Source organism: Brevundimonas sp. FV1ye29L, assembly GCF_058681095.1.
On record NZ_CM178730.1, the window covers coordinates 1,005,137 to 1,026,148 of the forward strand.

General features: G+C 68.3%; 21 protein-coding genes, 1 tRNA gene and 1 other RNA gene. 18 read left to right on the forward strand and 5 right to left on the reverse strand.

What is annotated here, in order from left to right; all coding sequences use genetic code 11:
- Window positions 1-256 precede the first annotated feature (256 nt).
- Window positions 257-379, forward strand: coding sequence for a hypothetical protein (locus tag ACW17W_RS04945; protein WP_492079628.1), 123 nt, complete (start codon window positions 257-259; stop codon window positions 377-379).
- Window positions 380-396: 17 nt separating this feature from the next.
- Window positions 397-1,449, forward strand: coding sequence for a tyrosine-type recombinase/integrase (locus ACW17W_RS04950; RefSeq protein WP_492079629.1), 1,053 nt, complete (start codon window positions 397-399; stop codon window positions 1,447-1,449).
- Between the two features lie 55 nt (window positions 1,450-1,504).
- On the opposite strand, the gene ACW17W_RS04955 is transcribed toward ACW17W_RS04950, so the two are convergent.
- Window positions 1,505-1,580 (reverse strand) — tRNA-Ile (locus ACW17W_RS04955).
- A gap of 201 nt (window positions 1,581-1,781) precedes the next feature.
- Between ACW17W_RS04955 and ACW17W_RS04960 the strand changes: the two genes are divergently transcribed.
- Window positions 1,782-2,573, forward strand: a complete 792-nt coding sequence (locus tag ACW17W_RS04960; RefSeq protein WP_492079630.1) for an SIMPL domain-containing protein — start codon at window positions 1,782-1,784, stop codon at window positions 2,571-2,573.
- 170 nt (window positions 2,574-2,743) lie between these two features.
- Here ACW17W_RS04960 and panD read toward each other — a convergent pair whose 3' ends face one another.
- Window positions 2,744-3,100, reverse strand: coding sequence for an aspartate 1-decarboxylase (panD, locus tag ACW17W_RS04965; protein ID WP_492079631.1), 357 nt, complete (start codon window positions 3,098-3,100; stop codon window positions 2,744-2,746).
- Between the two features lie 226 nt (window positions 3,101-3,326).
- Between panD and sppA the strand changes: the two genes are divergently transcribed.
- The 3 genes from sppA (at window position 3,327) to ACW17W_RS04980 (ending at window position 6,355) form a co-directional block, all read left to right on the forward strand.
- Window positions 3,327-5,105: a signal peptide peptidase SppA gene (gene sppA, locus ACW17W_RS04970; RefSeq protein ID WP_492080261.1), complete on the forward strand. Its 1,779-nt coding sequence runs from the start codon at window positions 3,327-3,329 to the stop codon at window positions 5,103-5,105.
- Between the two features lie 123 nt (window positions 5,106-5,228).
- The gene (locus ACW17W_RS04975) at window positions 5,229-5,570 is read left to right on the forward strand and encodes a hypothetical protein (protein WP_492079632.1); all 342 of its coding nucleotides are present in this window, start codon (window positions 5,229-5,231) and stop codon (window positions 5,568-5,570) included.
- Between the two features lie 23 nt (window positions 5,571-5,593).
- Window positions 5,594-6,355 carry an N-acetylmuramoyl-L-alanine amidase gene (locus tag ACW17W_RS04980; protein ID WP_492079633.1) on the forward strand — a complete coding sequence of 254 codons (762 nt, stop codon included), beginning with the start codon at window positions 5,594-5,596 and terminating at the stop codon, window positions 6,353-6,355.
- On the opposite strand, the gene ACW17W_RS04985 is transcribed toward ACW17W_RS04980, so the two are convergent.
- Window positions 6,352-6,645 (reverse strand): type II toxin-antitoxin system RelE/ParE family toxin, encoded by a 294-nt coding sequence (locus tag ACW17W_RS04985; RefSeq protein ID WP_492079634.1) that lies wholly within the window; start codon window positions 6,643-6,645, stop codon window positions 6,352-6,354. The two genes, ACW17W_RS04980 and ACW17W_RS04985, sit on opposite strands and share 4 nt — an antisense overlap.
- Window positions 6,646-6,849, reverse strand: a complete 204-nt coding sequence (locus tag ACW17W_RS04990) for an antitoxin (RefSeq protein WP_492079635.1) — start codon at window positions 6,847-6,849, stop codon at window positions 6,646-6,648. It lies immediately after the preceding gene.
- Between the two features lie 80 nt (window positions 6,850-6,929).
- Here ACW17W_RS04990 and rnpB point away from each other — a divergent pair.
- The 12 genes from rnpB to ACW17W_RS05050 all read left to right on the forward strand — a co-directional run bounded on the left by rnpB (window position 6,930) and on the right by ACW17W_RS05050 (window position 20,594).
- Window positions 6,930-7,312: RNase P RNA component class A (gene rnpB / locus ACW17W_RS04995), an RNA gene on the forward strand.
- Window positions 7,313-7,655: 343 nt separating this feature from the next.
- Window positions 7,656-8,108: a division/cell wall cluster transcriptional repressor MraZ gene (locus ACW17W_RS05000; RefSeq protein ID WP_492079636.1), complete on the forward strand. Its 453-nt coding sequence runs from the start codon at window positions 7,656-7,658 to the stop codon at window positions 8,106-8,108.
- Window positions 8,105-9,070 (forward strand): 16S rRNA (cytosine(1402)-N(4))-methyltransferase RsmH, encoded by a 966-nt coding sequence (gene rsmH, locus ACW17W_RS05005; protein WP_492079637.1) that lies wholly within the window; start codon window positions 8,105-8,107, stop codon window positions 9,068-9,070. Before ACW17W_RS05000 ends, rsmH begins: the two co-directional genes overlap by 4 nt.
- Window positions 9,067-9,471, forward strand: a complete 405-nt coding sequence (gene ftsL / locus ACW17W_RS05010; protein ID WP_492079638.1) for a cell division protein FtsL — start codon at window positions 9,067-9,069, stop codon at window positions 9,469-9,471. The genes rsmH and ftsL overlap by 4 nt, the downstream gene beginning before the upstream one ends.
- Complete coding sequence (locus ACW17W_RS05015) at window positions 9,468-11,216, forward strand: peptidoglycan D,D-transpeptidase FtsI family protein (RefSeq protein WP_492079639.1); 1,749 nt, start codon at window positions 9,468-9,470, stop codon at window positions 11,214-11,216. Before ftsL ends, ACW17W_RS05015 begins: the two co-directional genes overlap by 4 nt.
- Window positions 11,213-12,688 (forward strand): UDP-N-acetylmuramoyl-L-alanyl-D-glutamate--2,6-diaminopimelate ligase, encoded by a 1,476-nt coding sequence (locus tag ACW17W_RS05020; protein WP_492079640.1) that lies wholly within the window; start codon window positions 11,213-11,215, stop codon window positions 12,686-12,688. The genes ACW17W_RS05015 and ACW17W_RS05020 overlap by 4 nt, the downstream gene beginning before the upstream one ends.
- Entirely contained in the window at window positions 12,681-14,138 is a 1,458-nt protein-coding gene (locus tag ACW17W_RS05025; RefSeq protein WP_492079641.1) for a UDP-N-acetylmuramoyl-tripeptide--D-alanyl-D-alanine ligase, read from the forward strand. The genes ACW17W_RS05020 and ACW17W_RS05025 overlap by 8 nt, the downstream gene beginning before the upstream one ends.
- Window positions 14,139-15,248: a phospho-N-acetylmuramoyl-pentapeptide-transferase gene (gene mraY, locus ACW17W_RS05030; protein WP_492079642.1), complete on the forward strand. Its 1,110-nt coding sequence runs from the start codon at window positions 14,139-14,141 to the stop codon at window positions 15,246-15,248. It abuts the gene before it with no gap.
- Between the two features lie 166 nt (window positions 15,249-15,414).
- Window positions 15,415-16,881 (forward strand): UDP-N-acetylmuramoyl-L-alanine--D-glutamate ligase, encoded by a 1,467-nt coding sequence (murD, locus tag ACW17W_RS05035; protein ID WP_492079643.1) that lies wholly within the window; start codon window positions 15,415-15,417, stop codon window positions 16,879-16,881.
- Window positions 16,882-16,888: 7 nt separating this feature from the next.
- Window positions 16,889-18,067, forward strand: coding sequence for an FtsW/RodA/SpoVE family cell cycle protein (locus ACW17W_RS05040; protein WP_492079644.1), 1,179 nt, complete (start codon window positions 16,889-16,891; stop codon window positions 18,065-18,067).
- Between the two features lie 113 nt (window positions 18,068-18,180).
- A complete protein-coding gene (murG, locus tag ACW17W_RS05045; RefSeq protein ID WP_492079645.1) occupies window positions 18,181-19,263 on the forward strand; it encodes an undecaprenyldiphospho-muramoylpentapeptide beta-N-acetylglucosaminyltransferase in 1,083 nt (360 codons plus the stop codon).
- 194 nt (window positions 19,264-19,457) lie between these two features.
- Window positions 19,458-20,594 carry a mechanosensitive ion channel family protein gene (locus ACW17W_RS05050; RefSeq protein ID WP_492079646.1) on the forward strand — a complete coding sequence of 379 codons (1,137 nt, stop codon included), beginning with the start codon at window positions 19,458-19,460 and terminating at the stop codon, window positions 20,592-20,594.
- On the opposite strand, the gene ACW17W_RS05055 is transcribed toward ACW17W_RS05050, so the two are convergent.
- Entirely contained in the window at window positions 20,563-21,009 is a 447-nt protein-coding gene (locus ACW17W_RS05055) for a surface-adhesin E family protein (RefSeq protein ID WP_492079647.1), read from the reverse strand. The genes ACW17W_RS05050 and ACW17W_RS05055 overlap by 32 nt on opposite strands.
- Window positions 21,010-21,012: the final 3 nt, after the last annotated feature.

Here is a 21,012-nt window from a genome sequence, read left to right on the forward strand (position 1 = left end):
CTGCCACGTATCTACGGTATGATATTGCACCGAACTTGTCGGGCCCTCGCGTCCTAGGGCGCGGCACCCGAGAACATCTGCTGGGATGTCATAGCTAAAAGGTATGGCCCCTCCTCAACCCTCACTGGACGATGTTCCCAACGCCGCAAACGATGGCGTACGCCGACGCGCCTTGCCCAGGAACACGGCGTCAACGCGTTTCACCCAGGCTGACATCAAGCGGGCGGTCCGCGCTATTGAGTCTGCTGGTAAGCCGGTGGCCGCCGTCGACTTCCCGCCCGAGGGCGGCTTCCGGCTTTTGCTGGGCGAGCCCGCCGTGCTTAAGGTGCCGACCCTTGGCGGGCCGAACGAATGGGACGACGTCCTGCCCGCGTCATGACGAACCTGGCGAACCCCTTGGCGAAGATCGAGCTGGCTTATGTTAAGGCGTACAAGGACCGGCATGGCCGGCTGCGCCACTACTACCGGCGATGCGGGTTCGCGTCCGTCACTCTGCCCGGCGCCCCGGGATCCGCCGAATTCATGGCCGCCTATGCCGAGGCTGAGGCTCGCACGCCCAGGCCCGCCGCTGAACCAGCCGACCGCGTCCAGCCGCATTCGATCAACGCCCTAATCATCGAATACTATCGCTCGCGCGAGTTTCTGGACCTGAAGGCCACAACCCAGGCCAACTATCGCAACATCCTGGATCGCTTCCGCACCAGATTCGGCGACCGGGGAGCCGCCTCGATCCAAACGGTTCACTTTGACGCCATCTTCCACGGCATGGCCGCGACACCCGGCGCCGCCGTCAACCTGCGTCGCCGTCTCAGCCGTGTGTTTCGCCTCGCTGTCCGCCTGGGCTGGCGACCGAACAACCCGGTCCGCGACTCCGAGGCTAAGCGCAAGAAAACCGGCGGATTCATCCCCTGGACCGAGGACGAGATCCGGCGGTTCGAGACGCACTGGAAGCCCGGCACTCGCGAGCGGCTGGCCCTGTCACTGTTGCTCTACACCGCCGTCCGTCGATCCGACGTCGTTACCATGGGTCGCCAGCATCTCAGCCGCGACGCCGAGGGCCATGACCGGATTAGTGTCGTACAGGCCAAGGGCGGCAAGCGCATCCGCATCCCGATCCATCCGAAGCTCAAGGCCGAGCTGCCGACAACCGGCCTGACCTTTCTCCAAACCCAGTACGGCCGCGCGTTCACCGCCGCCGGGTTCACCCAGTGGTTCGTCGAGCGCGCCATCCTCGCCGGGGTGCCCAGCCGAACGCCCCACGGCCTGCGTAAGGCGGCAGGCCGTCGCCTCGCTGAGGCCGGGTGCACGACCAAGGAAATCGCGGCCATCCTCGGTCACTCGACCCTGACTGAGGCCGAGACCTATACCCGCGACGCAGACCAATCCCTGCTGGCCGACAAGGGCATGTCCAAGCTCGTCGAGACCGAAAAGGGAACAGCCACTGTCTAACCGGTTAGACAATCCCGCCTAAGCCTGTTGTATTCACACACAAAAATTATGGGGGTGGTAGGCGAGGAGGGACTCGAACCCCCAACCAGACCGTTATGAGCGGTCGGCTCTAACCATTGAGCTACTCGCCCCCAAAGACGCGCGGGGTGTGGTGAGGCGTGGGGTTAGCAGGTGGCGGGCGGGCTGCAAAGCCGCCCGGACCCTTGCCGCGAATTCATGGCGATGAATGAAAACTGAGCGAAAGCGTCGGCGTGGCGTTCAGGGTGTATCGGCCAAGGTTAGGCCATGCCCGGCGGCCATATGACCGCTGGGCTTCGTTCCAGAGGAAACCCATGACCCGCACGCTTTCCGCACCGACTTTCCGCCTTCTGGCCCTCGGCGCCGCCCTGATGGCCTCGACCGCCCTGACGGCGACGGCCGCCTCGGCCCGGACCTCACCGCAGGGGGCCCTCCAGCAGACCCCCGTTTCGAGCACCATCCAGATGATCCAGACCCAGCCCTCGCTCAATCTGGCCGCCACCGGCGAGGTGCGCGTGGCGCCCGACATGGCGACCGTCACCTTTGGCGTGCTGACCGAGGCGCCGACGGCGCGTGAGGCCATGGCGCAGAATGCGACGCGGATGAACGAGGTCTCCGCCGCCCTGCGCCGCGCCGGCGTGGCCGAGCGCGACATCCAGACCTCGGGGCTGAACCTGCAGGCCCAGTATGACTATCAGGAGAACCAGCCGCCGAAACTGCGCGCCTACCAGGCCTCCAACCGCGTCACCGTACGGGTCATGGACCTGACCAGGGTCGGATCGACGGTGGACGCCGTGGTGGCGGCCGGCGTCAACCAGATCGATGGCGTGGCCTTTGGTCTGAAGGATCCCTCGACCGCCGAGAACGAGGCGCGGCGTCTGGCCGTGCGGGCGCTCCAGGCCAGGGCGCAGCTCTATGCCGAGGCCCTGGGCGTCCAGCTTGGCGGCATCCGCAGCCTGAACGAGGGCGGGGGCTATGCGCCGCAACCGCCGATGCCGATGTATGCCCTGCGCGCCGGGGCGATGGAGGCCGACTCGACCCCGGTCTCGGGCGGCGAGCTGTCGGTGAAGATCGATGTGACGGGCGTTTACGACATCGGGCGGTGAGGCAGCATCTCCTCCCTGTTCGCCGCTTGGCGAATGGGGAGGGGGACCGCGAAGCGGTGGAGGGGTTCTTGACACATCCCCGCCGGCCGTAAGGGGAAAGAACCCCTCCGTCTCGGCGCAAGCGCGCCGATCCACCTCCCCATCGCTGCGCGACAGGGAGGAGAGGCGGATCAAGCCGCGCGTTTGATCCGGTTGTCGTCTTCGAGCAGCACGACGGTGGGGTTCCACTGACGGGCTTCCTCTTCCGGCAGCTGGCCGTAGGTGACGACGATCACCTTGTCGTTCTTCTGGACCAGGCGTGCGGCGGCGCCGTTGACGCCGATGACCTTAGAACCGCGCGGGGCCTCGATGGCGTAGGTGGTGAACCGCGCGCCATTGGTGATGTTCAGGACATCGACCTGTTCGTGCGGAAAAATGCCCGCCGCATCCAGCAGGTCGCGGTCGATGGCGATCGAGCCCTCGTAGTCGAGATCGGCCTGGGTCACCGTCGCGCGGTGCAGCTTGGCCTTCATCAGGGTGACCAGCATGGCAGGTGCGGTCCAGTCATGACGCGGGGCGATAGGCCCCCGCTCGCAGGCGGCTGATATAGGGATTTCTGTCTCCTGTATCAATCGCGCTGCCGCGCCGCAGCAAAAACGTCGTTATCCGGCGTCAATACCGACGACCTGTCCAGACCTTCATTTGACGGTGAGGGTTGGACCGCTATGGTCGCGCCCGGTCGCTGACGGCCGGATGACGGACAGACTTGTCTCGATGAAACAGTTCTTTCTGACGGTTCTGGGCGTCTTTACCGGCCTGATCCTGTTCCTGGTGGTCGTGCCGGTCGTGCTGATCATGATGGCGGCCGGCGCCGCCTCGTCGAAGCCGACGACCCCCGCCAACGCGGTGCTGGAACTGGATCTGCGCGAGGGACTGACGGACCAGGCTCCGGCCAATCCGTTCGCGGCCTTCGGCGGCTCCAGCCTGTCGGTCATGCAGATCGTCGACACCCTGGCCCAGGCCGAGAAGGACCGGTCGGTCAAGGTGTTGCTGCTGCGCCTGCCTGAAACGGGGCTGACGCCCGCCGCCGCCGACGAGATCCGCCAGGCGGTCATCCGCTTCAAGGGGGCGAACAAGGCCGTCATCGCCCATTCCCAGGGTTTCATGCCCATCGGCACGGTCATCTCCGCCTATATGGTCGGGGCCTCGGCCAGCGAACTCTGGATGCAGAACACCGCCAGCTTCCAGGCCGCAGGCTTCTCGACCGACGAGATCTTCCTGGGCCGCGCGTTCGACAAATATGGCGTTCAAGCCGAGTTCGAGCAGCGCTACGAGTACAAGAACGCGGTCAACCAATATACCCGGAGCGATTTCACAGAGCCGCATCGCGAGGCGATGACGGCCTGGATGACCTCTATCTATGACAGCGCCATCAACAATGCGGCGGCCGACCGCAAGACGACGCCGGCCGCATTGAAGGCCGTCATCGAAGCCGGCCCCTATTCGGCCCAGCAGGCGCTGACGGCGAAGCTGATCGACCGGATCGGCCAGGTGGAAGAGGCCGAGAACGCGGCCCTCACCCGCGCGGGCAAGGGCGCGAAGATCGTGGAGTTCGACGACTATGCCTCGGCCCAGGGCGAGCGCACCGGCTCCGGCCGCGACGCCATCGCCATCGTCGGCGGGGAGGGGGCGATCACCACCGGCACGGGCCAGGGCGGGTTCGGCGGCGGATCCTCTATCAAGTCGGACGACACGGCCGAGGCCCTCTATGACGCCATCAAGGACAGGGATGTGAAGGCCATTGTCTTCCGCGTCTCCTCGCCGGGCGGTTCGCCCGAGGCGTCCGAGCAAATCCTGGCCGCCGTGCGCGCGGCGCGGGCGGCGGGCAAGCCAGTGGTGGTGTCCATGGGCGCCTATGCGGCCTCGGGCGGTTACTGGATCAGTTCCGAGGCCGACTGGATCGTGGCCCAGCCCTCGACCCTGACAGGCTCGATCGGGGTGTTCGGCGGCAAGTTCGTGCTGGCGGACGCGCTGGGGCGGTTCGGGGTCGATATGCGCGGTCTGACCGTCGGCGGCGACTATGCCTCTGCCTTTTCACCGAGCGAGGCCTTTACCCCGGCGCAGCGCGCGGCCTTCTCGGCCTCCATGGACCGGACCTATGACGACTTCATCACCCGTGTTTCGACCGGCCGTCGCCTGCCCGCCGACCGGGTGCGAGAGATCGCGCGGGGTCGGGTCTGGACCGGGGCGCAGGGCCTGACGCTGGGGCTGGTCGATCAACTGGGCGGCGTGACGGAGGCCGTCACCAAGGCGCGCGAGCTGGCGAAGATCCCGACGGGGAGTTCGGTGCGGTTCAAACGCTATCCGACGCCGGAATCGCCGTGGGAGGCCCTGTCCTCCGCCTTCGGCGTCTCCGGCGAGGCGGCCCAGGTGCTGGTGAGGCTGGGAGGCGTGATGGCCGACCCCCGCGCGCGGGCCCTGACCGGGGCGGTCGAGGCGGACCGGATGCGCAGCAGCGGCGCGGTGGTGCTGGCGGATCGGCCCCTGGATTGAGCGAAAATGTCGCGCCCGGCCGCGAACACTCGCGTTTGACCGGCTCGTACATTGACGGTTCATGTAGATGGACCGACATTGTCGGTCAGGCGTCCGGGTCCGGGCGCCGATGAAGGGATGTCGATGACCCACGACCCTCTGATGAACGCCGCCGCCGCATTGGGCGTCCATGGACGTCGCCGGACCTGGGGCTGGATGACGCCGCTGGTGTCGCTGGCCGGTCTGGTCGCGACCGTCGTCGCCCTGGCCGTGGGCGCCGTTCTGGCGGTCTTCACCGCCGCCGCTGTGGCCGTCTTCGCCCTGTGCGCCAGCGTCCTGCTGTTCTTTGCCGGCTTCGCCCTGCGCGCCCGTCGTCAGGTCGGGGGCAAGGCCCGCCGGGCCGGCGATACGACCGGAGACGTCATCGAGGCGCGCAAGGTGGGCGACACCTGGGTCGCCTATGGCTGGGATCGATCCGGCCGTTGAGGGCGGGCCGCTGAGGCCGGACCATGCTCCCTGTCATCGAGGCGCCCTCGCCCAATTTTGACGCCCGGCGCGGCCCGCCTGACATGCTGGTGCTGCACTATACCGGCATGAAGACCGCCGCCGAGGCCATCGCCCGGCTGCAGGATCCTGCGGCCGGGGTCTCGGCCCACTATGTCGTCGACGAGGACGGAACGATCCTGCGGCTGGCGCCCGAGGAGCGGCGCGCCTGGCATGCAGGACGCGGGGTCTGGCAGGGCGAGACGGACTGCAACGCCGCCTCCATCGGCATAGAGATCGTCAATCCGGGCCACGAGTTCGGCTATCGCGACTTCCCGGAGGCCCAGATCGCGGCGGTGATCGATCTGGTCGCCGACATCCGCAGCCGCTGGTCGATCCCCGACGCCCGCATCATCGCCCACTCCGATCTCGCGCCCGACCGCAAGGAGGACCCGGGCGAGCGGTTTCCGTGGAAACGGCTGGCGGCGGCCGGGCACGGCCTGTGGTTTGAACCGGCCCCCGAGCGGATCGCGGCGCTGGGCGCCCTGCTTCAGAAGGGCGACGAGGGGCTGGGCGTTCTGGTCCTGCGTTCAGGCCTGCATCGGCTGGGCTACGGCCTGACGCCGGCCGGCGGCTATGACGAAGAACTGGTCGCGGTGGTCCGCGCCTTCCAGCGCCACTGGCGGCCGTCACGCGTCGACGGGGTGGCCGACGGCGAGACCCGTGCGACCCTGATGGGGGTGCTGCAATTGGCGACGGCCGAAAGCGTCACGGGCGTGCTGAACTAGACTACCGACCGGTCCTGAAACGGCGCAAAGACGCGCACAATGCGGACCTCCAGGGCCGATACGTCGACGCGATAGGCGATGACGTGCCCCTCGACGACATGCTCTCGAACGCCTTCGTGCCGGCCGACTGGCCAGCGGGTCGGCGTGTACCGCAGTTCGGCCAGGGCGCGACTGATCCGCGCGATTTTCAACCGGGCTCTTGATCCACTCCCCGGCTGGCTCAACCATCGTCTAATGGCGTTCAGATCGCGCCTTGATCTCGCGGAAAAGACGACGACATAGTCGGGCATCTAGACGATAGCCGGGTCTTCCAGTTCATCGCCTGCGGCCCATTTGTCCAGCCAGTCGAGCGCCTCATCTCCTGCAATCACGCGGCCTGCTGCTATGTCAGCATCGCCCTCGGCGATACGGTCGCGCTCCCAAAGCCGTCGGACCTCTGCCGGGTCCGGCGTTTCGGCCGGGTTCGTGAGGGCTTGGAAAAGGGGCTGGGTCATCGCCACATCTTACCACGATCTCGTCCAGCCTTCACACCTCCGGTTGACGACCCGGCTGGTCTGCCTCACTAACCGCCCCGTCAGACGGCCGGGCGGTCGCGGCAGGGGCTTGCTCCTGTCGAGGAAAGTCCGGGCTCCACGGTGAAAAGGCGGCGGATAACTTCCGCCCGGGGCGACCCGAGGGAAAGCGCCACAGAAAGCAAACCTCCTCCCTTTCGAGGGGGGGAAGGGTGAAAGGGTGGGGTAAGAGCCCACCGCATCGGCGGCAACGTCGATGGCAGGGCAAGCCCCGCCTGGAGCAAGACCAAATAGGGACGTCGCGCAGTCTTCGGGCTGCAGGGCTCACCGCCCCAGGCGTCCGGGTAGGTCGCGAGAACCGTCCCGCGAGGGCCGGTCCAGAGGAATGATCGTCGCCGCATCTCCGGATGCGGAACAGAACCCGGCTTACAGGCCGTCTGACCCTTTTTTTCATGTCCACAGGCGGTTTTCGGGGGCGTCGGGCGCCCCGGGAATGCCGGTGCTCTGGCCTGCATCCAGGCGATTGATTCCCTTCGTTAATCCCCTGCTTACCCTGTTCAGCCAGGATCAGCTGCAGTCTATCTGGCGTTCATGTTCTGTGTATGTTCTTGCCGGATGCGGCCGGTGGAGTCGGAACACCTGCGGAACATGGTTAAATTCCGTCAATCAGTCCCATTGAGGCCCATTACGTCCCATGTTATCCCATCAATGTGGTGTGGGGATGGGCGTCGAATCTCTCGGCGTGACGGGATTTCAGGGACGGGCCCCAGGGCTCGATGGGGCAGGGCGTGTTTCTCGGAACCTATGAGAAACAACTGGACGGCAAGCGCCGTCTTCAGATTCCCGAGGAGTTCCGGACGGCTGCCAATGGCGCGGAGACCGGGGTCTTCTGTCTGCTGTCCGCCACCGACGACTGCCTGGAGGCCGGGGGCGAGGCCCTGATGGCCGAATATGTCGCCCGCATTCAGGCCCTGCCCTTTGGAAGCGACGAACGCACGGCGCTGGAGGAGGTCCTGTACGGGGGCCAGCGCGTCCTGGCCTATGACGGGGGCGGGCGCATCACCCTGCCGGCCAGCCTGTGCCAGGACGCCGGTCTGGGCGATGAGGTCGTCATCATCGGCATGGGCGAGAAATTCCGCATCTGGAGCCGCGCCGCCTGGATCGCCCGCCGCCCGGGCAGCCGTTCGCTGGCCGGTCGGGTGATGAAGTCGCCACCCCCGGTTTCGGGAGGGGCCGTATGAGCGGTCCGCACGCCCCCGTCCTGCTCGCCGAGGTGATCGAGGCCCTGTCGCCCTCGCCCGGCGATGTCATCGTCGACGCCACCTTCGGCGCCGGCGGCTACAGCCGTGCAATCCTCGAGGCCGGGGCGGAGGTCATCGCCCTAGACCGCGATCCGACGGTCCAGCCGCACGCAGACGCGGTTTCGGCCGACTTTCCGGGCCGGTTCACCCTGGTCCGCACCCCCTTTTCGGGCCTGGCCGAGGCCTTCGCTGCAAGCGGCAGGGCGCGGCTGGACGGCGCCGTGTTCGACATCGGCGTCTCGTCCATGCAGCTGGATCAGGCCGAGCGCGGCTTTTCGTTCATGCGCGACGGGCCGCTGAACATGCGGATGGGCGACGAGGGGCTGACGGCGGCCGACATCGTCAACACCTACGAGCACGGCCCGCTGGCCTGGCTGATCAAACTGTATGGCGAGGAACGGCAGTCGGGCCGGATCGCCACCGCCATCCTGCGTCGCCGGCTGGAGCGGCCGTTCGAGCGGACGCTGGATCTGGCCGAGGTGGTGGAAAAGGCGCTGGGCGGCCGACGCGGGGCTCCAACCCATCCGGCCACCCGCACCTTTCAGGCCCTGCGCATCGCCGTGAACGACGAACTGGGCGAGCTGCGCGCCGGGCTGGCGGCGGCCGAGGCGGCCCTGTCCCCCGGTGGTCGGCTGGCGGTGGTCACCTTCCATTCGCTGGAGGACCGGATCGTGAAGGCCTTCTTCACGGAACGAACCGGCAATACGCCGGGCGGTTCGCGACACGCGCCCGTCGCCATCGAAACCCGCAAGCCCAGTTTCGCCCTTGCGTTCAAGGGGGCGCGTGAGGCCGGAGAGGCGGAACTGGCCGCCAATCCCCGCGCCCGCTCCGCCCGTCTGCGCGTCGGCGTGCGCACTGACGCCCCGGCCTGGGGAAGGATCGAGGGGGTGATGGCCGCATGACCGCCGCTCTCTACATCGCCCGCTCCGGCCTGCATCGACTGCTGAACTGGAAGATTCACGGCATCCGCTGGATCGACATTTTCGGCGTCGTCCTGGTGGCTGTGCTGGTGCTGTCGGTCTATGTCGCCAAGGCGGCTGCGGATCGCGAGAACCGGCGGATTGCCGCGATTGAAAGCGAGATCGCCGAACATCGTCAGCGGGTGCGCCTGTTGCGCGCCGAGATTGCGCGGCTGGAGCAGCCCGGCCGGCTGGAAACCCTGTCCCGCTCGGTGGGGCTCGAGCCTGTCGATGTGCATCGTCAGGCGACAGAAACTGAACTGGCGGGGCTGAGGCCGGCGCCCGCCGCCGCTCCGACGGTCGCTCCCGCGTCGTCGCCCCCGGCTGTCGAGGCTCCGCAATGAGCGTGCAGGACCATCGCCTCGGCTATCGTCCGGCCCCCGGGGCGCGGCCGCCGCTGGCCTCCGCCCTGTCTCCGGGTCTTCGCTGGTTCGGGTCGCTGGTCTGGTGGATCGAACACGCCTTCGAGCGCGCCCGGGCCGACGGTCGGCCCGAGGAGGACACCCGGGTGCGGATCGTCCTGTTGCTCGCCCTGTTTTCACTGGTTTTCGCGGGTCTGGCCGTCGGAGCGGTGCATGCCGCCCTGTTCGCACCTCGCGGCGCGGCAGGGGCGACGGGCAATCCGGATGCTCTCGTTCGCGCCGATCTGGTGGACCGCAACGGCGCCCTGCTGGCGACCAACATCACCCACTACGGCCTCTATATCGATCCCGCCGAAGTCTGGGACCGGCGCGCGGCGTTTGACCAGATCCGCTACGCCCTGCCCCGTGTCCCGCTCGAAAGACTGAGGAAGGTGATCTTTGGCGAGCGCCGGCTGATCGTTATGCCGGGCCTGACCCCGGCCGAACGCGCCGCCGTTCACGATCTGGCGCTGGGCGGCGTCTCCTTTGAGCCTGAAGACCGGCGCGTCTATCCGCTGACCGGCCTGTCCAACCAGTTGATCGGGGTGGCCGACAGCGGCGGCGAGGGTCTGTCGGGCGCCGAGCTGGCCTTCAATGCGCAGATCCGGGCGGCGGGTCAGGCCGGCCAGGACTTCCCCCTGTCCATCGACATGCGCATCCAGGGCGTCCTCGAGAACGAACTGGCCGCAGCCGCTGAAACCAACAGGGCCAAGGGCGCGGTCGGCATCGTCACCGACGCCCGCACCGGCGAGGTGCTGGGCATGGCCTCATGGCCCGCCTCCAACCCGCGCAACCTGGCCGTGTCGGCGGTGTATGAGATGGGGTCGGTGTTCAAGACCTTCACCATCGCCGCCGCTGTCGATACCGGCCGGGCGGATATGAACACCATGCTGGACGCCTCCGCCGCCTATATGATCGGCAAACGGCGGATCAGGGATTTCCACGCCACCAATCGCGTCCTGTCGCTGGAAGAGGTCTATCTCCATTCGTCCAACATCGGCACCTCGCGCCTGGCCGTCGGCATGGGCGGCGACGTCATGCGCGACTATCTGGGCCGCTTCGGCCTTCTGGAGGCGGCGCCGATCGAACTGAAGGAATCGGCCCGCCCGATCCGGCCGCGCGACTGGTCCGACACCACCCTGGCGTCGCTCTCGTTCGGCTATGGCGCCTCGGTTACACCCGCCCAGATGGCCGCAGCCATGAACGCCATCGCCAACGGCGGACGCTATATGCCGCTCAGCCTTCGCAAGGGCGGGGCGGTCAATGCGCAGCCCCGGCAGACGGTCTCGCCCGAGACGTCGCTGACCATGCTGGAACTGATGCGGCGCAATGTCGTCACCGGCTCGGGCAGTCGCGCCGAGGCGGCGGGCCTGCGGGTCGGGGGCAAGACGGGATCGGCCAACAAACTGGTCAACGGCCGCTATGACGCCAGCCACGCGGTCGGCAGTTTCGCCGCCATCTTTCCGGCCGACGGACCCGCAGACGCCCAGCGCTACGGCATCCTCATCCTGATCGACGAGCCGGGGGCCTATCCCCGCACCGGCGGTTTCGTCGCGGCGCCGGCCGTCGGGCGTATCGCTGATCGCATCGCGCCGTTCCTGAATGTCCAGCGTCGCGCCGACCCCTGGCGGACAGCTCTCGGCGACCGGGTCGCCCGCTTTGAAGACGTCGAGGGCGACGGACGATGAGCGCCCTGCCAGCCGTCAAACTGTCTGATCTTCTGCGTCGGGACGTCATGTACGATCCGGTGATTACCGGGGTGACGGCCGACAGCCGCAAGGTCGCGCCGGGCGCCCTGTTTGTGGCCCTGCCCGGAACCACCGCCGATGGCCGGGCCTTCATTCCCCAGGCCCTGGCCCAGGGCGCGGCGGCTGTGCTGGCGCCGACCGATACCCCGGCGGGCGCTGCGCCGGTGCTGGTGACCTCGGGCGACGTTCGCCGGGCCTATGCGGTCGCGGCGCGCGGCTTCTACGGCGCCCAGCCCGCGACCTGCGTGGCGGTGACCGGCACCAACGGCAAGACCTCGGTGGCCGCCTTCTGTCGCCAGATCTGGGCCGCCATCGGCCACAAGTCGGCCAGTATGGGCACTCTCGGCGTCGTCGGTCAGAAGGGCGACCGGACCTACGCCCTGACGGGACCGGGCCTGACCAGTCCCGACGCCGGCGACGCCGCCCGGTTGCTGGCCGAACTGGCGCGCAAGAACGTGACGCATCTGGCGCTGGAGGCGTCCTCGCACGGAATCGACCAGAGACGGCTGGACGGGGTGACGCTGAAGGCGGCGGGCTTCACCAACCTGACCCAGGATCATCTCGACTATCACGGCACGATGGACGACTATCGCGCCGCCAAGCTGAGACTGTTCGAGACCCTGTTGCCGCGTGGCCGGACGGCGGTGCTGAATGCCGATTCCGATGCCTATTCCGCCTTCGCATCAGCCGGGATCATGTCCGGTCTGGGCATTATGGGCGTGGGCGAGCGCGGCCGCGACCTGGCCCTGATCGAGCGGCGGGCGACCCCGGAAGGCCAGAGATTGACCCTGGACGTGCGCGGCGTCCGGCATGAGGTGCTGCTGCCTCTGGCCGGCGCCTTCCAGGCGGCCAATGCGCTGGTGGCGGCGGGCCTCTGCATCGCGGCCGGCGACAGCGCGGACCGCGTCCTGCCGGCGCTGGAGAGCATCACCGGGGCCCAGGGCCGTATGCAGCGGATCGACGGTGGCGGCCCGAAGGCGGCCGGCGGCGAGGTCTATGTCGACTACGCCCATACGCCCGATGGACTGGAAACGGTGCTGAACGCCCTGCGTCCCCATGCGACCGGGCGGCTGATCGTGGTGTTCGGCGCAGGCGGCGACCGTGATCGCGGCAAACGGCCGCTGATGGGCGCCATCGCCGGCCGGCTGGCCGACGTCGCGATCATCACCGACGACAATCCCCGTTCCGAGGACCCGGCCGTCATCCGCGCCCAGGTGCGCGAGGGCTGTCCCGAAGGGCTGGAGATCGGCGACCGGGAGGCGGCGATCGGCGAGGCCATCCGGATGATGCGCACGGGCGATGTGGTGGTGATCGCCGGAAAAGGGCATGAACAGGGTCAGATCGTCGGCGGGACTGTATATCCCTTCGACGACGCCGCCGTCGCCGCTGAAGCCCTGAGCCGGAATGCCTGATCTCTCGCCGATTCCGCCCGTCGCTCCGGCGGCCGCCCCGCTCTGGACAGCGACCGACATCGCCCTGGCCACCGGCGGCCGGGTCGAGGGCGGCGTGTTTGACGTCGCCGGCGTCACCTACAACAGCCGCGAGATCGAACCGGGCGACCTGTTTCTGGCCCTGCAGGGGGCGCGTGACGGCCATGACTTCGCAGCGGCCGCCTTTGCCGCAGGGGCGTCCGGCGCCCTGGTGGAGCGGCCGGTCGACGGCGGACCCTGTATTGTCGTCGACGATACGCTGAGGGCTCTGGAGCGTCTGGGCGCCGCCGCCCGCGATCGCGCGCCCCAGGTCCGGCGCGGCGCCGTCACCGGCAGCGTCGGCAAGACCAGCGTGACCCAGGCCATCAAGGCCGGGCTCGATCTGGCCGGTCCCGCCCACGCCTCGATCAAGAGCTATAACAACCATATCGGCGTGCCCCTGACCCTGGCGCGGATGCCGGCCTCCGTCCAGCGCGCGGTGTTCGAGATCGGCATGAATGCGCCCGGAGAGATCGGGCCGCTGTCGCGTCTGGTCCAGCCGCATGCGGCCTGCGTGACCACCGTCGGCCCCGTCCATATCGAGGGTTTCTCTGACGGCGAGACCGGGGTGGCGCGGGAGAAGGCGGCCATCTTCCAGGGGCTCGGGCCGGGCGGGGTCGCCGTCATCAATGGCGACAACGTCTGGGTCGACGTGCTGCGCGAGGCCGCCCTGCATGTCGGGGCCCGTATCGCCCAGTTCGGCTCGGGTCCGGGTCACGACGCGCGGCTGATCGACTTCCAGCCCGGGCCGGCGGATATGGATGGGAAGGGCGCACGGGTTACGGCGGAGATCTGGGGCCGGACCCATGTGTTCACCCTGCGGCAGTCCGGCTTCCACTGGGGACTGAACAGCCTCGCGGTCATCCTGATGCTGGATGCCCTGGACGTGCCGGTCGAGACGGCCCTGGACGCCCTGGCGCATTTCGAACCGCTGGCGGGACGGGGCGAAATCCGGCAGGTGCGGGCCGCGGGCGGCGCCTTCACCCTGATTGACGAGAGCTACAACGCCAATCCGCTGTCGATGCGGGCGGGCTTCCTGAGCCTCGGGGCCCGGCCCGTCGCGTCGGGCGGCCGCCGTGTCGTCGTCCTGTCCGACATGCTGGAACTGGGCGACCAGTCCGAAGCCCTGCACATCGGCCTGGCCGAGACCATCGACGCGGCCGGTCTGGACGTCGTCCACGCCGCGGGCCCGCAGATGCGCCTGCTGTACGACGCCCTGCCGGCGTCGCGGCGGGGTCTCTGGGCGCCCACGGCCGCTGAACTGGCTACCCGCGCCGCCGAGCTGGCGGGGCCGGGGGATATCGTCATGGTCAAGGGGTCGAACGGCTCCCGGGCCGCACTCGTCGCCCGGGCGCTGGCGGCTCTGGATCAAACGGCGCAGGGGGCCGTCTAGATGTTCTATCTGCTCTATCTCCACTTCGCCGATGTGGCGAAGGACTATCCGCTGCTGCACCTGATCCAGTACCAGACGGTGCGGGTCGCGCTGGCGATGGCGACCGCCATGATCGTGGCCGTGGCCATGGGCAGCCGGTTCATCAACTGGATCCGCGCCAAACAGGGCCGGGGCCAGCCGATCCGCGACGACGGGCCGGTTTCGCACCTGTCCAAGGTCGGCACCCCGACCATGGGCGGGCTGATGATCCTGGCGGGCATAGGCGTGGCCGTGCTGCTGTGGGGCGACCTGACCAACCCCTATATCTGGATCGTCAGCTTTGTGACGGCGGCCTTCGGGGTGCTGGGCTTTGTCGACGACTACGCCAAGGTGACCAAACAGACCTCGGCCGGACTGACCTCGAAACAGAAGCTTGTGGCCCAGGTGGTCGTGGCCGTGGCGGCGGGCGTGATGACGGTGGTCTGGATGACCTATTCGCCGACCTCGCCGGGGCTGGAGACCTCGATCGCCTTCCCCTTCTTCAAGAATGTGCTGCTCAATATCGGCTGGTTCTATGTGATCTTCGCCGCCTTCACGATCGTGGGCTTCTCCAACGCCGTAAACCTGACGGACGGTCTGGACGGTCTGGCCATCGTGCCGGTGATGATGGCGGCGGCGGCCTTCGGGGTGATCGCCTACCTCGTCGGCAACTTCATCTTCTCGGAATATCTGGTCGTCCACCATGTGCCGGGCGCGGGCGAGCTGGCCATCTTCTGCGCCGCCATGATCGGCGGCGGGGCGGGCTTCCTCTGGTACAACGCCCCCCCGGCCAAGATCTTCATGGGCGACACCGGCTCGCTGGCGCTCGGCGGGGCCCTGGGCGCCATCGCCGTCACGACCAAGCACGAACTGGTGCTGGGCATCGTCGGCGGCCTGTTCGTGGCCGAGGCGGCCTCGGTGATGATCCAGGTCGGCTACTACAAGCTGACGAAGAAGCGCATCTTCCTGATGGCCCCCGTCCACCACCATTTCGAGAAGCTGGGCTGGCCGGAATCGACAGTGGTGATCCGCTTCTGGATCATCGCGGCGGCCCTGGCCCTGGTCGGGCTGTCCACCCTGAAACTGCGTTGACCGGACCGTATTCACTCCCTTTGACCGTCATCCTCGGGCTTGACCCGAGGATCGGATGTCGTGCGGGTCGGTGCGCCCAGGGCGGTGCGCCCCACTCGACGCAAGGCGCCCGCGCGCCCGGCCCTCGGGTCAAGCCCGAGGGTGACGGCGTGGGGGGATGGGGTCGATGATCCCGGTTCCCGGTTTCGAAGGCAGACGCGTCGCGGTCTTCGGCCTGGGACGTTCGGGGATCACGGCCGCGCGTGCGCTTCAGGCCGGGGGCGCCATCCCGATCCTGTGGGACGACGGCGTCTCGGGCCGGATGCAGGCGGGGGCCGAGGGTTTCATAGTCGAGGACCTGACCACGGCCGACTGGTCGGGCTTTGCGGCCCTGGTCCTGTCCCCCGGCGCGCCGCTGACCCATCCGCGTCCGCACTGGACCGTGGACAAGGCCCGGGCGGCTGACGTCGAGGTGATCGGCGACATCGAACTGTTCGCCCGCGCCCTTGCCGCCCTGCCGGACCCGGAGCGGCCGAAGGTCGTCGCCATCACCGGCACCAACGGCAAGTCCACGACCACGGCCCTGATCGGCTGGGTGCTGAAACAGGCCGGGCTGACCGTCCATGTCGGCGGCAATATCGGCATCGGGGTCCTGGCCCTGCCGAAACCGACGCCGGACGCCGTCTATGTCATCGAGGTCTCGAGCTATCAGCTGGACCTGACGACGACCTTCGCGCCCGACGTGGCGATCCTGACCAATGTCTCGCCCGACCATCTGGATCGGCATGGCGGGATGGGGGGCTATGTCGCGGCGAAGCGACGGCTATTTCAGAGCCAACCGGTCGGGAGTCTGGCCTTGGTGGGCGTTGACGAGGGCTGGGGTGAGGCGATCGCTCGCGATCTGGCGACGTTCCAGAAGCGCGATGTCACAGCGGTCTCCACGCGAGACCATGGTCCCCCGGTCATGGAGGACGCGAAATCCGTCCTTTGGGCTCATGATCGGACCCTTTTCGAAGTCGCAAAGTCGATGCTTCTCGAGACGTGGCCCAGCGAAGATAGCCCTCTTGTCGACCTGACCCCGGCCCGCTCCCTCCCCGGCCGCCACAACGCCCAGAACGCCGCCTTTGCCTATGCCGCCGCCCGCGCCCTGGGCGTCGGGCACGAGGACGCCGTGGCCGGCCTGATGTCCTTCCCCGGTCTGGCCCACCGGATGGAGACAGTCGGTCACATCGGCTCCGTCCGGTTCGTCAATGACTCCAAGGCGACCAATGCCGACGCGGCGCGGCAGGCCCTGCTCAGCTATCCGACCAGCTTCTGGATCGCCGGGGGCCGGGCCAAGGACGGCGGCATCGAGGAGTTGCGCGACCTGTTTGGACGGGTGGCCAGGGCCTATCTGATCGGCGAGGCGGCGGAGGATTTCGCCACGACGCTGGGCGATACGTCCTATATCGTCTGCGGAACCATGGAGGCCGCCGTGGCCGCCGCCGCGCGCGACGCCGCGACCGCCGGGGGCGAGCAGGTCGTTCTCCTGTCGCCCGCCTGCGCCTCCTTCGACCAGTATCCGGACTTCGAGGCGCGGGGCGAGGCGTTCCGCGCCGCCGTTCTGGCCCTCGGCGCCCGGCCCCTGTCCGTGTCCGATCCGGGAGGCGCGTGACGATCCGATGAGCCAGACCTACAGCCGCCCCTTTTCCCGCAACGACCCGGGCGTGATCGCCCAGTGGTTCTGGACCGTGGATCGCGGACTGCTGACCGCTGCGCTCGGCCTGATGGCGACGGGGGTGGCGCTCAGCTTCGCCTCCAGCCCGGCCGCCATCCTGGCCGATGAATCGATCACCGATCCGTTCCACTATTCCTGGCGCATGCTGGTCTGGGCCACGGGCGGGGTGACGCTGATGTTCCTGACCTCGCTGATGTCGCCCCGGGGCGTGCGTCGCATCGCGGTCCTGGGCCTGCTGGGCGGTATTGTGGTGATGGCCACGCTCCCCTTCATCGGCAATGAGGTCAAGGGCGCGGCCCGGTGGGTCAATCTCGGCCCGTTCAGCCTGCAGCCGTCCGAATTCGTCAAGCCCAGCCTGATCGTCTTCGCCGCCTGGATGTTCTCCGAGGGCCAGAAGGGGGAGGGGGTGCCGGGCGTCTCGATCGCCTTCGGCTTCTGGGCCCTGGTGGTCGGCCTGCTGCTGATCCAGCCGGATATCGGCCAGACCCTGTTGATCACGGCCACCTTCATGGCCGTGTTCTTCATGGCCGGCGTGCCGTGGAAATGGATGGCGGTGATTGCGACGGCGGGCGCCGGCGGACTGGTCTCGCTCTATTTCACCTTCGGCCATATGCGCGACCGGCTGAGCAGGTTCACCAATCCGGAGGCCACCGACACCCACCAGATCGACCGGGCGTCCGAGGCCATTCGCGCGGGCGGTCTGGTCGGGCGGGGCGTGGGCGAGGGGGTGATGAAGCGCCATGTGCCCGACCTGCACACCGACTTCATCTATTCGGTGGGGGCCGAGGAGTTCGGCCTGATGCTGAGCCTGACCCTGATCGGCCTCTACGCCTTCATCCTGATACGCGGCCTGCGTCGGGCGATGAAGCTGAACGACCCGTTCGAGCAGACGGCGGCGGCGGGCCTGTTCACCCTGATCGGGCTGCAGGCCTGTATCAACGTCGCGGTGAACCTGAACCTGATCCCGACCAAGGGGATGACCCTGCCCTTCATCAGCTATGGCGGGTCCTCGATGCTGGCCATGGGCCTGACCATGGGGTTCGCCCTGGCCCTGACCCGGCGCCGTCCGGGCGCCTATGAACCGGGCGCCGCCCTGGGTCAGGGACGCCGCATCCTGTCGTGAGGGGTGAAGAGTGCTAGTGAGGCGTGAGTGGACGCTGATGTCGGCGACGCACTCACTACTCACGACTCACCAGCACTCTTCACCCACTGACAAGCTCCAGCCAAAGACCGAGAATGAACTCCAGAGTCTGTGTCGTCGCCGCCGGGGGCACCGGCGGCCATATGTTCCCCGCCGAGGCCCTGGCGCGGGAGATGGCCGAACGCGGCTGGCGCGTGGTGCTGGCGACGGACCGGCGCGGCGAACAGTATGCGGCTAATTTTCCGGCCGAGGAGAAGCTCTATCTGGACGCGGCTACCGGCTCCGGTCCTGTCGCCCTGCTGAAGGCGGGAGTGGCCATCCTCAAGGGCGTGTCGCAGGCCCGGTCGGCCTTCAGGCGGTTGAACCCCTCGGTCGTGGTCGGCTTCGGCGGCTATCCGTCAGCCCCGGCCCTGGTCGCGGGCCTGAGCCAGGGGCGGGCGACCCTGATCCACGAACAGAATGCGGTGCTGGGCCGTACCAACCGGATGCTGGCCGGGCGGGTGAAGGCCGTCGCCTCGTCCTTTCCGACCCTCGTCCGAGCGCCGGCAGGGCTGCAGGCCCATCTGGTCGGCAGTCCGGTGCGGGCCGAGATCCGCGCCCTGTTCGACCGGCCCTGGGTCGCCCCCGCAGCGGACGGCCCGATCCATGTTCTGGTGACCGGCGGCAGTCAGGGCGCGCGCATCCTGTCGGAGACCACGCCCCGGGCGCTGGCGGCCCTGCCCGAGCCGCTGAAGCGCCGCCTGAAGGTCCAGCAGCAGTCGCGGCCCGAGGCGATGGAGGCCGCGCGCCAGATCTATCTGGACGCCGGGATCGAGGCCGAGGTCGCGCCCTTCTTCCGTGACATGGCGGCGCGTCTGTCGGCGGCCCATCTGGTCGTCGGCCGGGCGGGCGCCTCGACCTGCGCCGAGCTGGCGGTGGCGGCCCTGCCGTCGATCCTGATCCCGCTGAAGATCGCCACCGACGACCACCAGCGGTTCAACGCCATGGCGCTGACCGATGTGGATGCGGCCGAGGTGATCCTGGAGGACGATGTGACCGTGGAAAGGATGACCGCCGCCCTGTCCAACGTCCTGTCCGATCCGGCGCGGCTGGCGGCCATGAGCGCGGCGGCCCGCACCGTCGCCATTCCCGATGCGGCCGGGCGTCTGGCCGACCTGGCGGAGGCGACGGCGGGCTGACCCTTTTCCTCCCTATCGCTCTTGCGATGGGGAGGGGGACCACGAAGTGGTGGAGGGGGTCTTGAAGCGGCCTCGGCGTTTTCCGAGCAAAAAACCCCTCCGTCACGGCGCAAGCGCGCCGCGCCACCTCCCCATTCGCCAAGCGGCGAGCGGGGAGGAGACAACCGCCTCGCGTCTTGCGCGTTACGCTTCCCATGCCCCCCGAAATACAGGATCTGACCCGACGCATTGCGGCCCTGTGGCGCGAGTTCGCCTGGCTGCCCGAATGGGCCGTGATCGCCATCGTGCTGATGGTGTTCGTCGGCGGAGGCTGGCTGGTGCACGGCATCGCCTTCGCCATCCTTCGCCGGATCGTGAAGTCGCGCGACGTCTTCTGGCGGGGGGTGGTCGAGCGGGCGCGGCAGAAGCTGCGCGTCCTGATCATCTTGGTCGGCATAGGCATCGGGGTGACGGTCTCGCCGATGGATCCGGAGCCGTCCGCCCGGATCCGTTCGGTGCTGGTCTTCGTCGGCATTCTCGCCCTCGGCTGGCTGGCGGCCGGGGTTCTCGACATGTGGACGGCGGTCCACCTGAAGAAATTCAACGTGGCGGTCGAGGACAACCTGGCCGCCCGCAAACACCTGACCCAGACCCGCATCCTGCAACGGGTGGCGCGGGTCATTCTGGTGATCGTGACCCTGGGGCTGGCCCTCATGACCCTGTCGGGCTTCCGACAGTGGGGCGTCAGCCTGCTGGCCTCGGCCGGCGTGGTCGGCATCATCGCCGGTCTGGCGCTGCAGCCGGTGCTGACCAATCTGGTGGCCGGCATCCAGATCGCCATGGCCCAGCCCATCCGCATCGATGACGCGGTGATCGTGGAAGGGGAGTGGGGCAATGTCGAGGAGATCACCTCCACCTATGTCGTGGTGCGGCTGTGGGACTGGCGCCGGATGGTGCTGCCGCTCAGCTATTTCATCACCAAGCCCTTCCAGAACTGGACGCGGGAGAGCGCCCGGCTGATCGGGACGGCGATGTTCTACGTCGACTATGAGGCGCCCATCGACCGGCTGCGCGAGGCGTTCGAGCGGATCGTACGGGCGTCCAGTCTATGGGACGGCGACGTCCAGGTGTTGCAGGTCACCGACATCACCGAACGGGTGCTTCAGGTCCGCTGTCTGGCCAGCGCCCGCTCGGCGCCGGTCGCCTTCGACCTGAGATGCGAAATTCGCGAGAAGATGATGGCCTTCATGCGCGACGAATGCCCCGAGGCCCTGCCGAGGGACCGCCTGGAGTTCGGCCGTCCGGGCGCGGAGGACGACCTCAGTCCCCGATCGCCGCCCGCCCCAGTCTGACGGCGTCCTCGACGGTGACGGCCTCCACAGCGCGCCGCTCGACTGCGCAGGCCACAGCCGCCAGTTCCTCGGCGTCGCCGCCGCTCACGATGGGGAAGGCGGGCTGGTCGTCGGCCGTCGCCGGGCCCTCGACGCCGCCCTCGCGCACCGAGGCGAAGTCCAGCCGGTCAGCCGTGCGGGCCGCGCAGTCGAAACTCCACCACGACCAGCCGCCCCAGTAGGCTGTGCCGCCGACGTGAAAGTCCTTGTCCGCCACCTGCAGCACCCGCATGCGCGCCGTATCGCCGTCGCGCATGATCGAGGCCGTGTCCGCCGCCTGGGCGAACCGGCCGGCGCCGGTGATGACGAAGGCGTGGGGTTGTGTCTGCGGCGCCGTGGCCAGCAAGGCGGCGATCAGGCCCCCAAAGGCGATCATGGT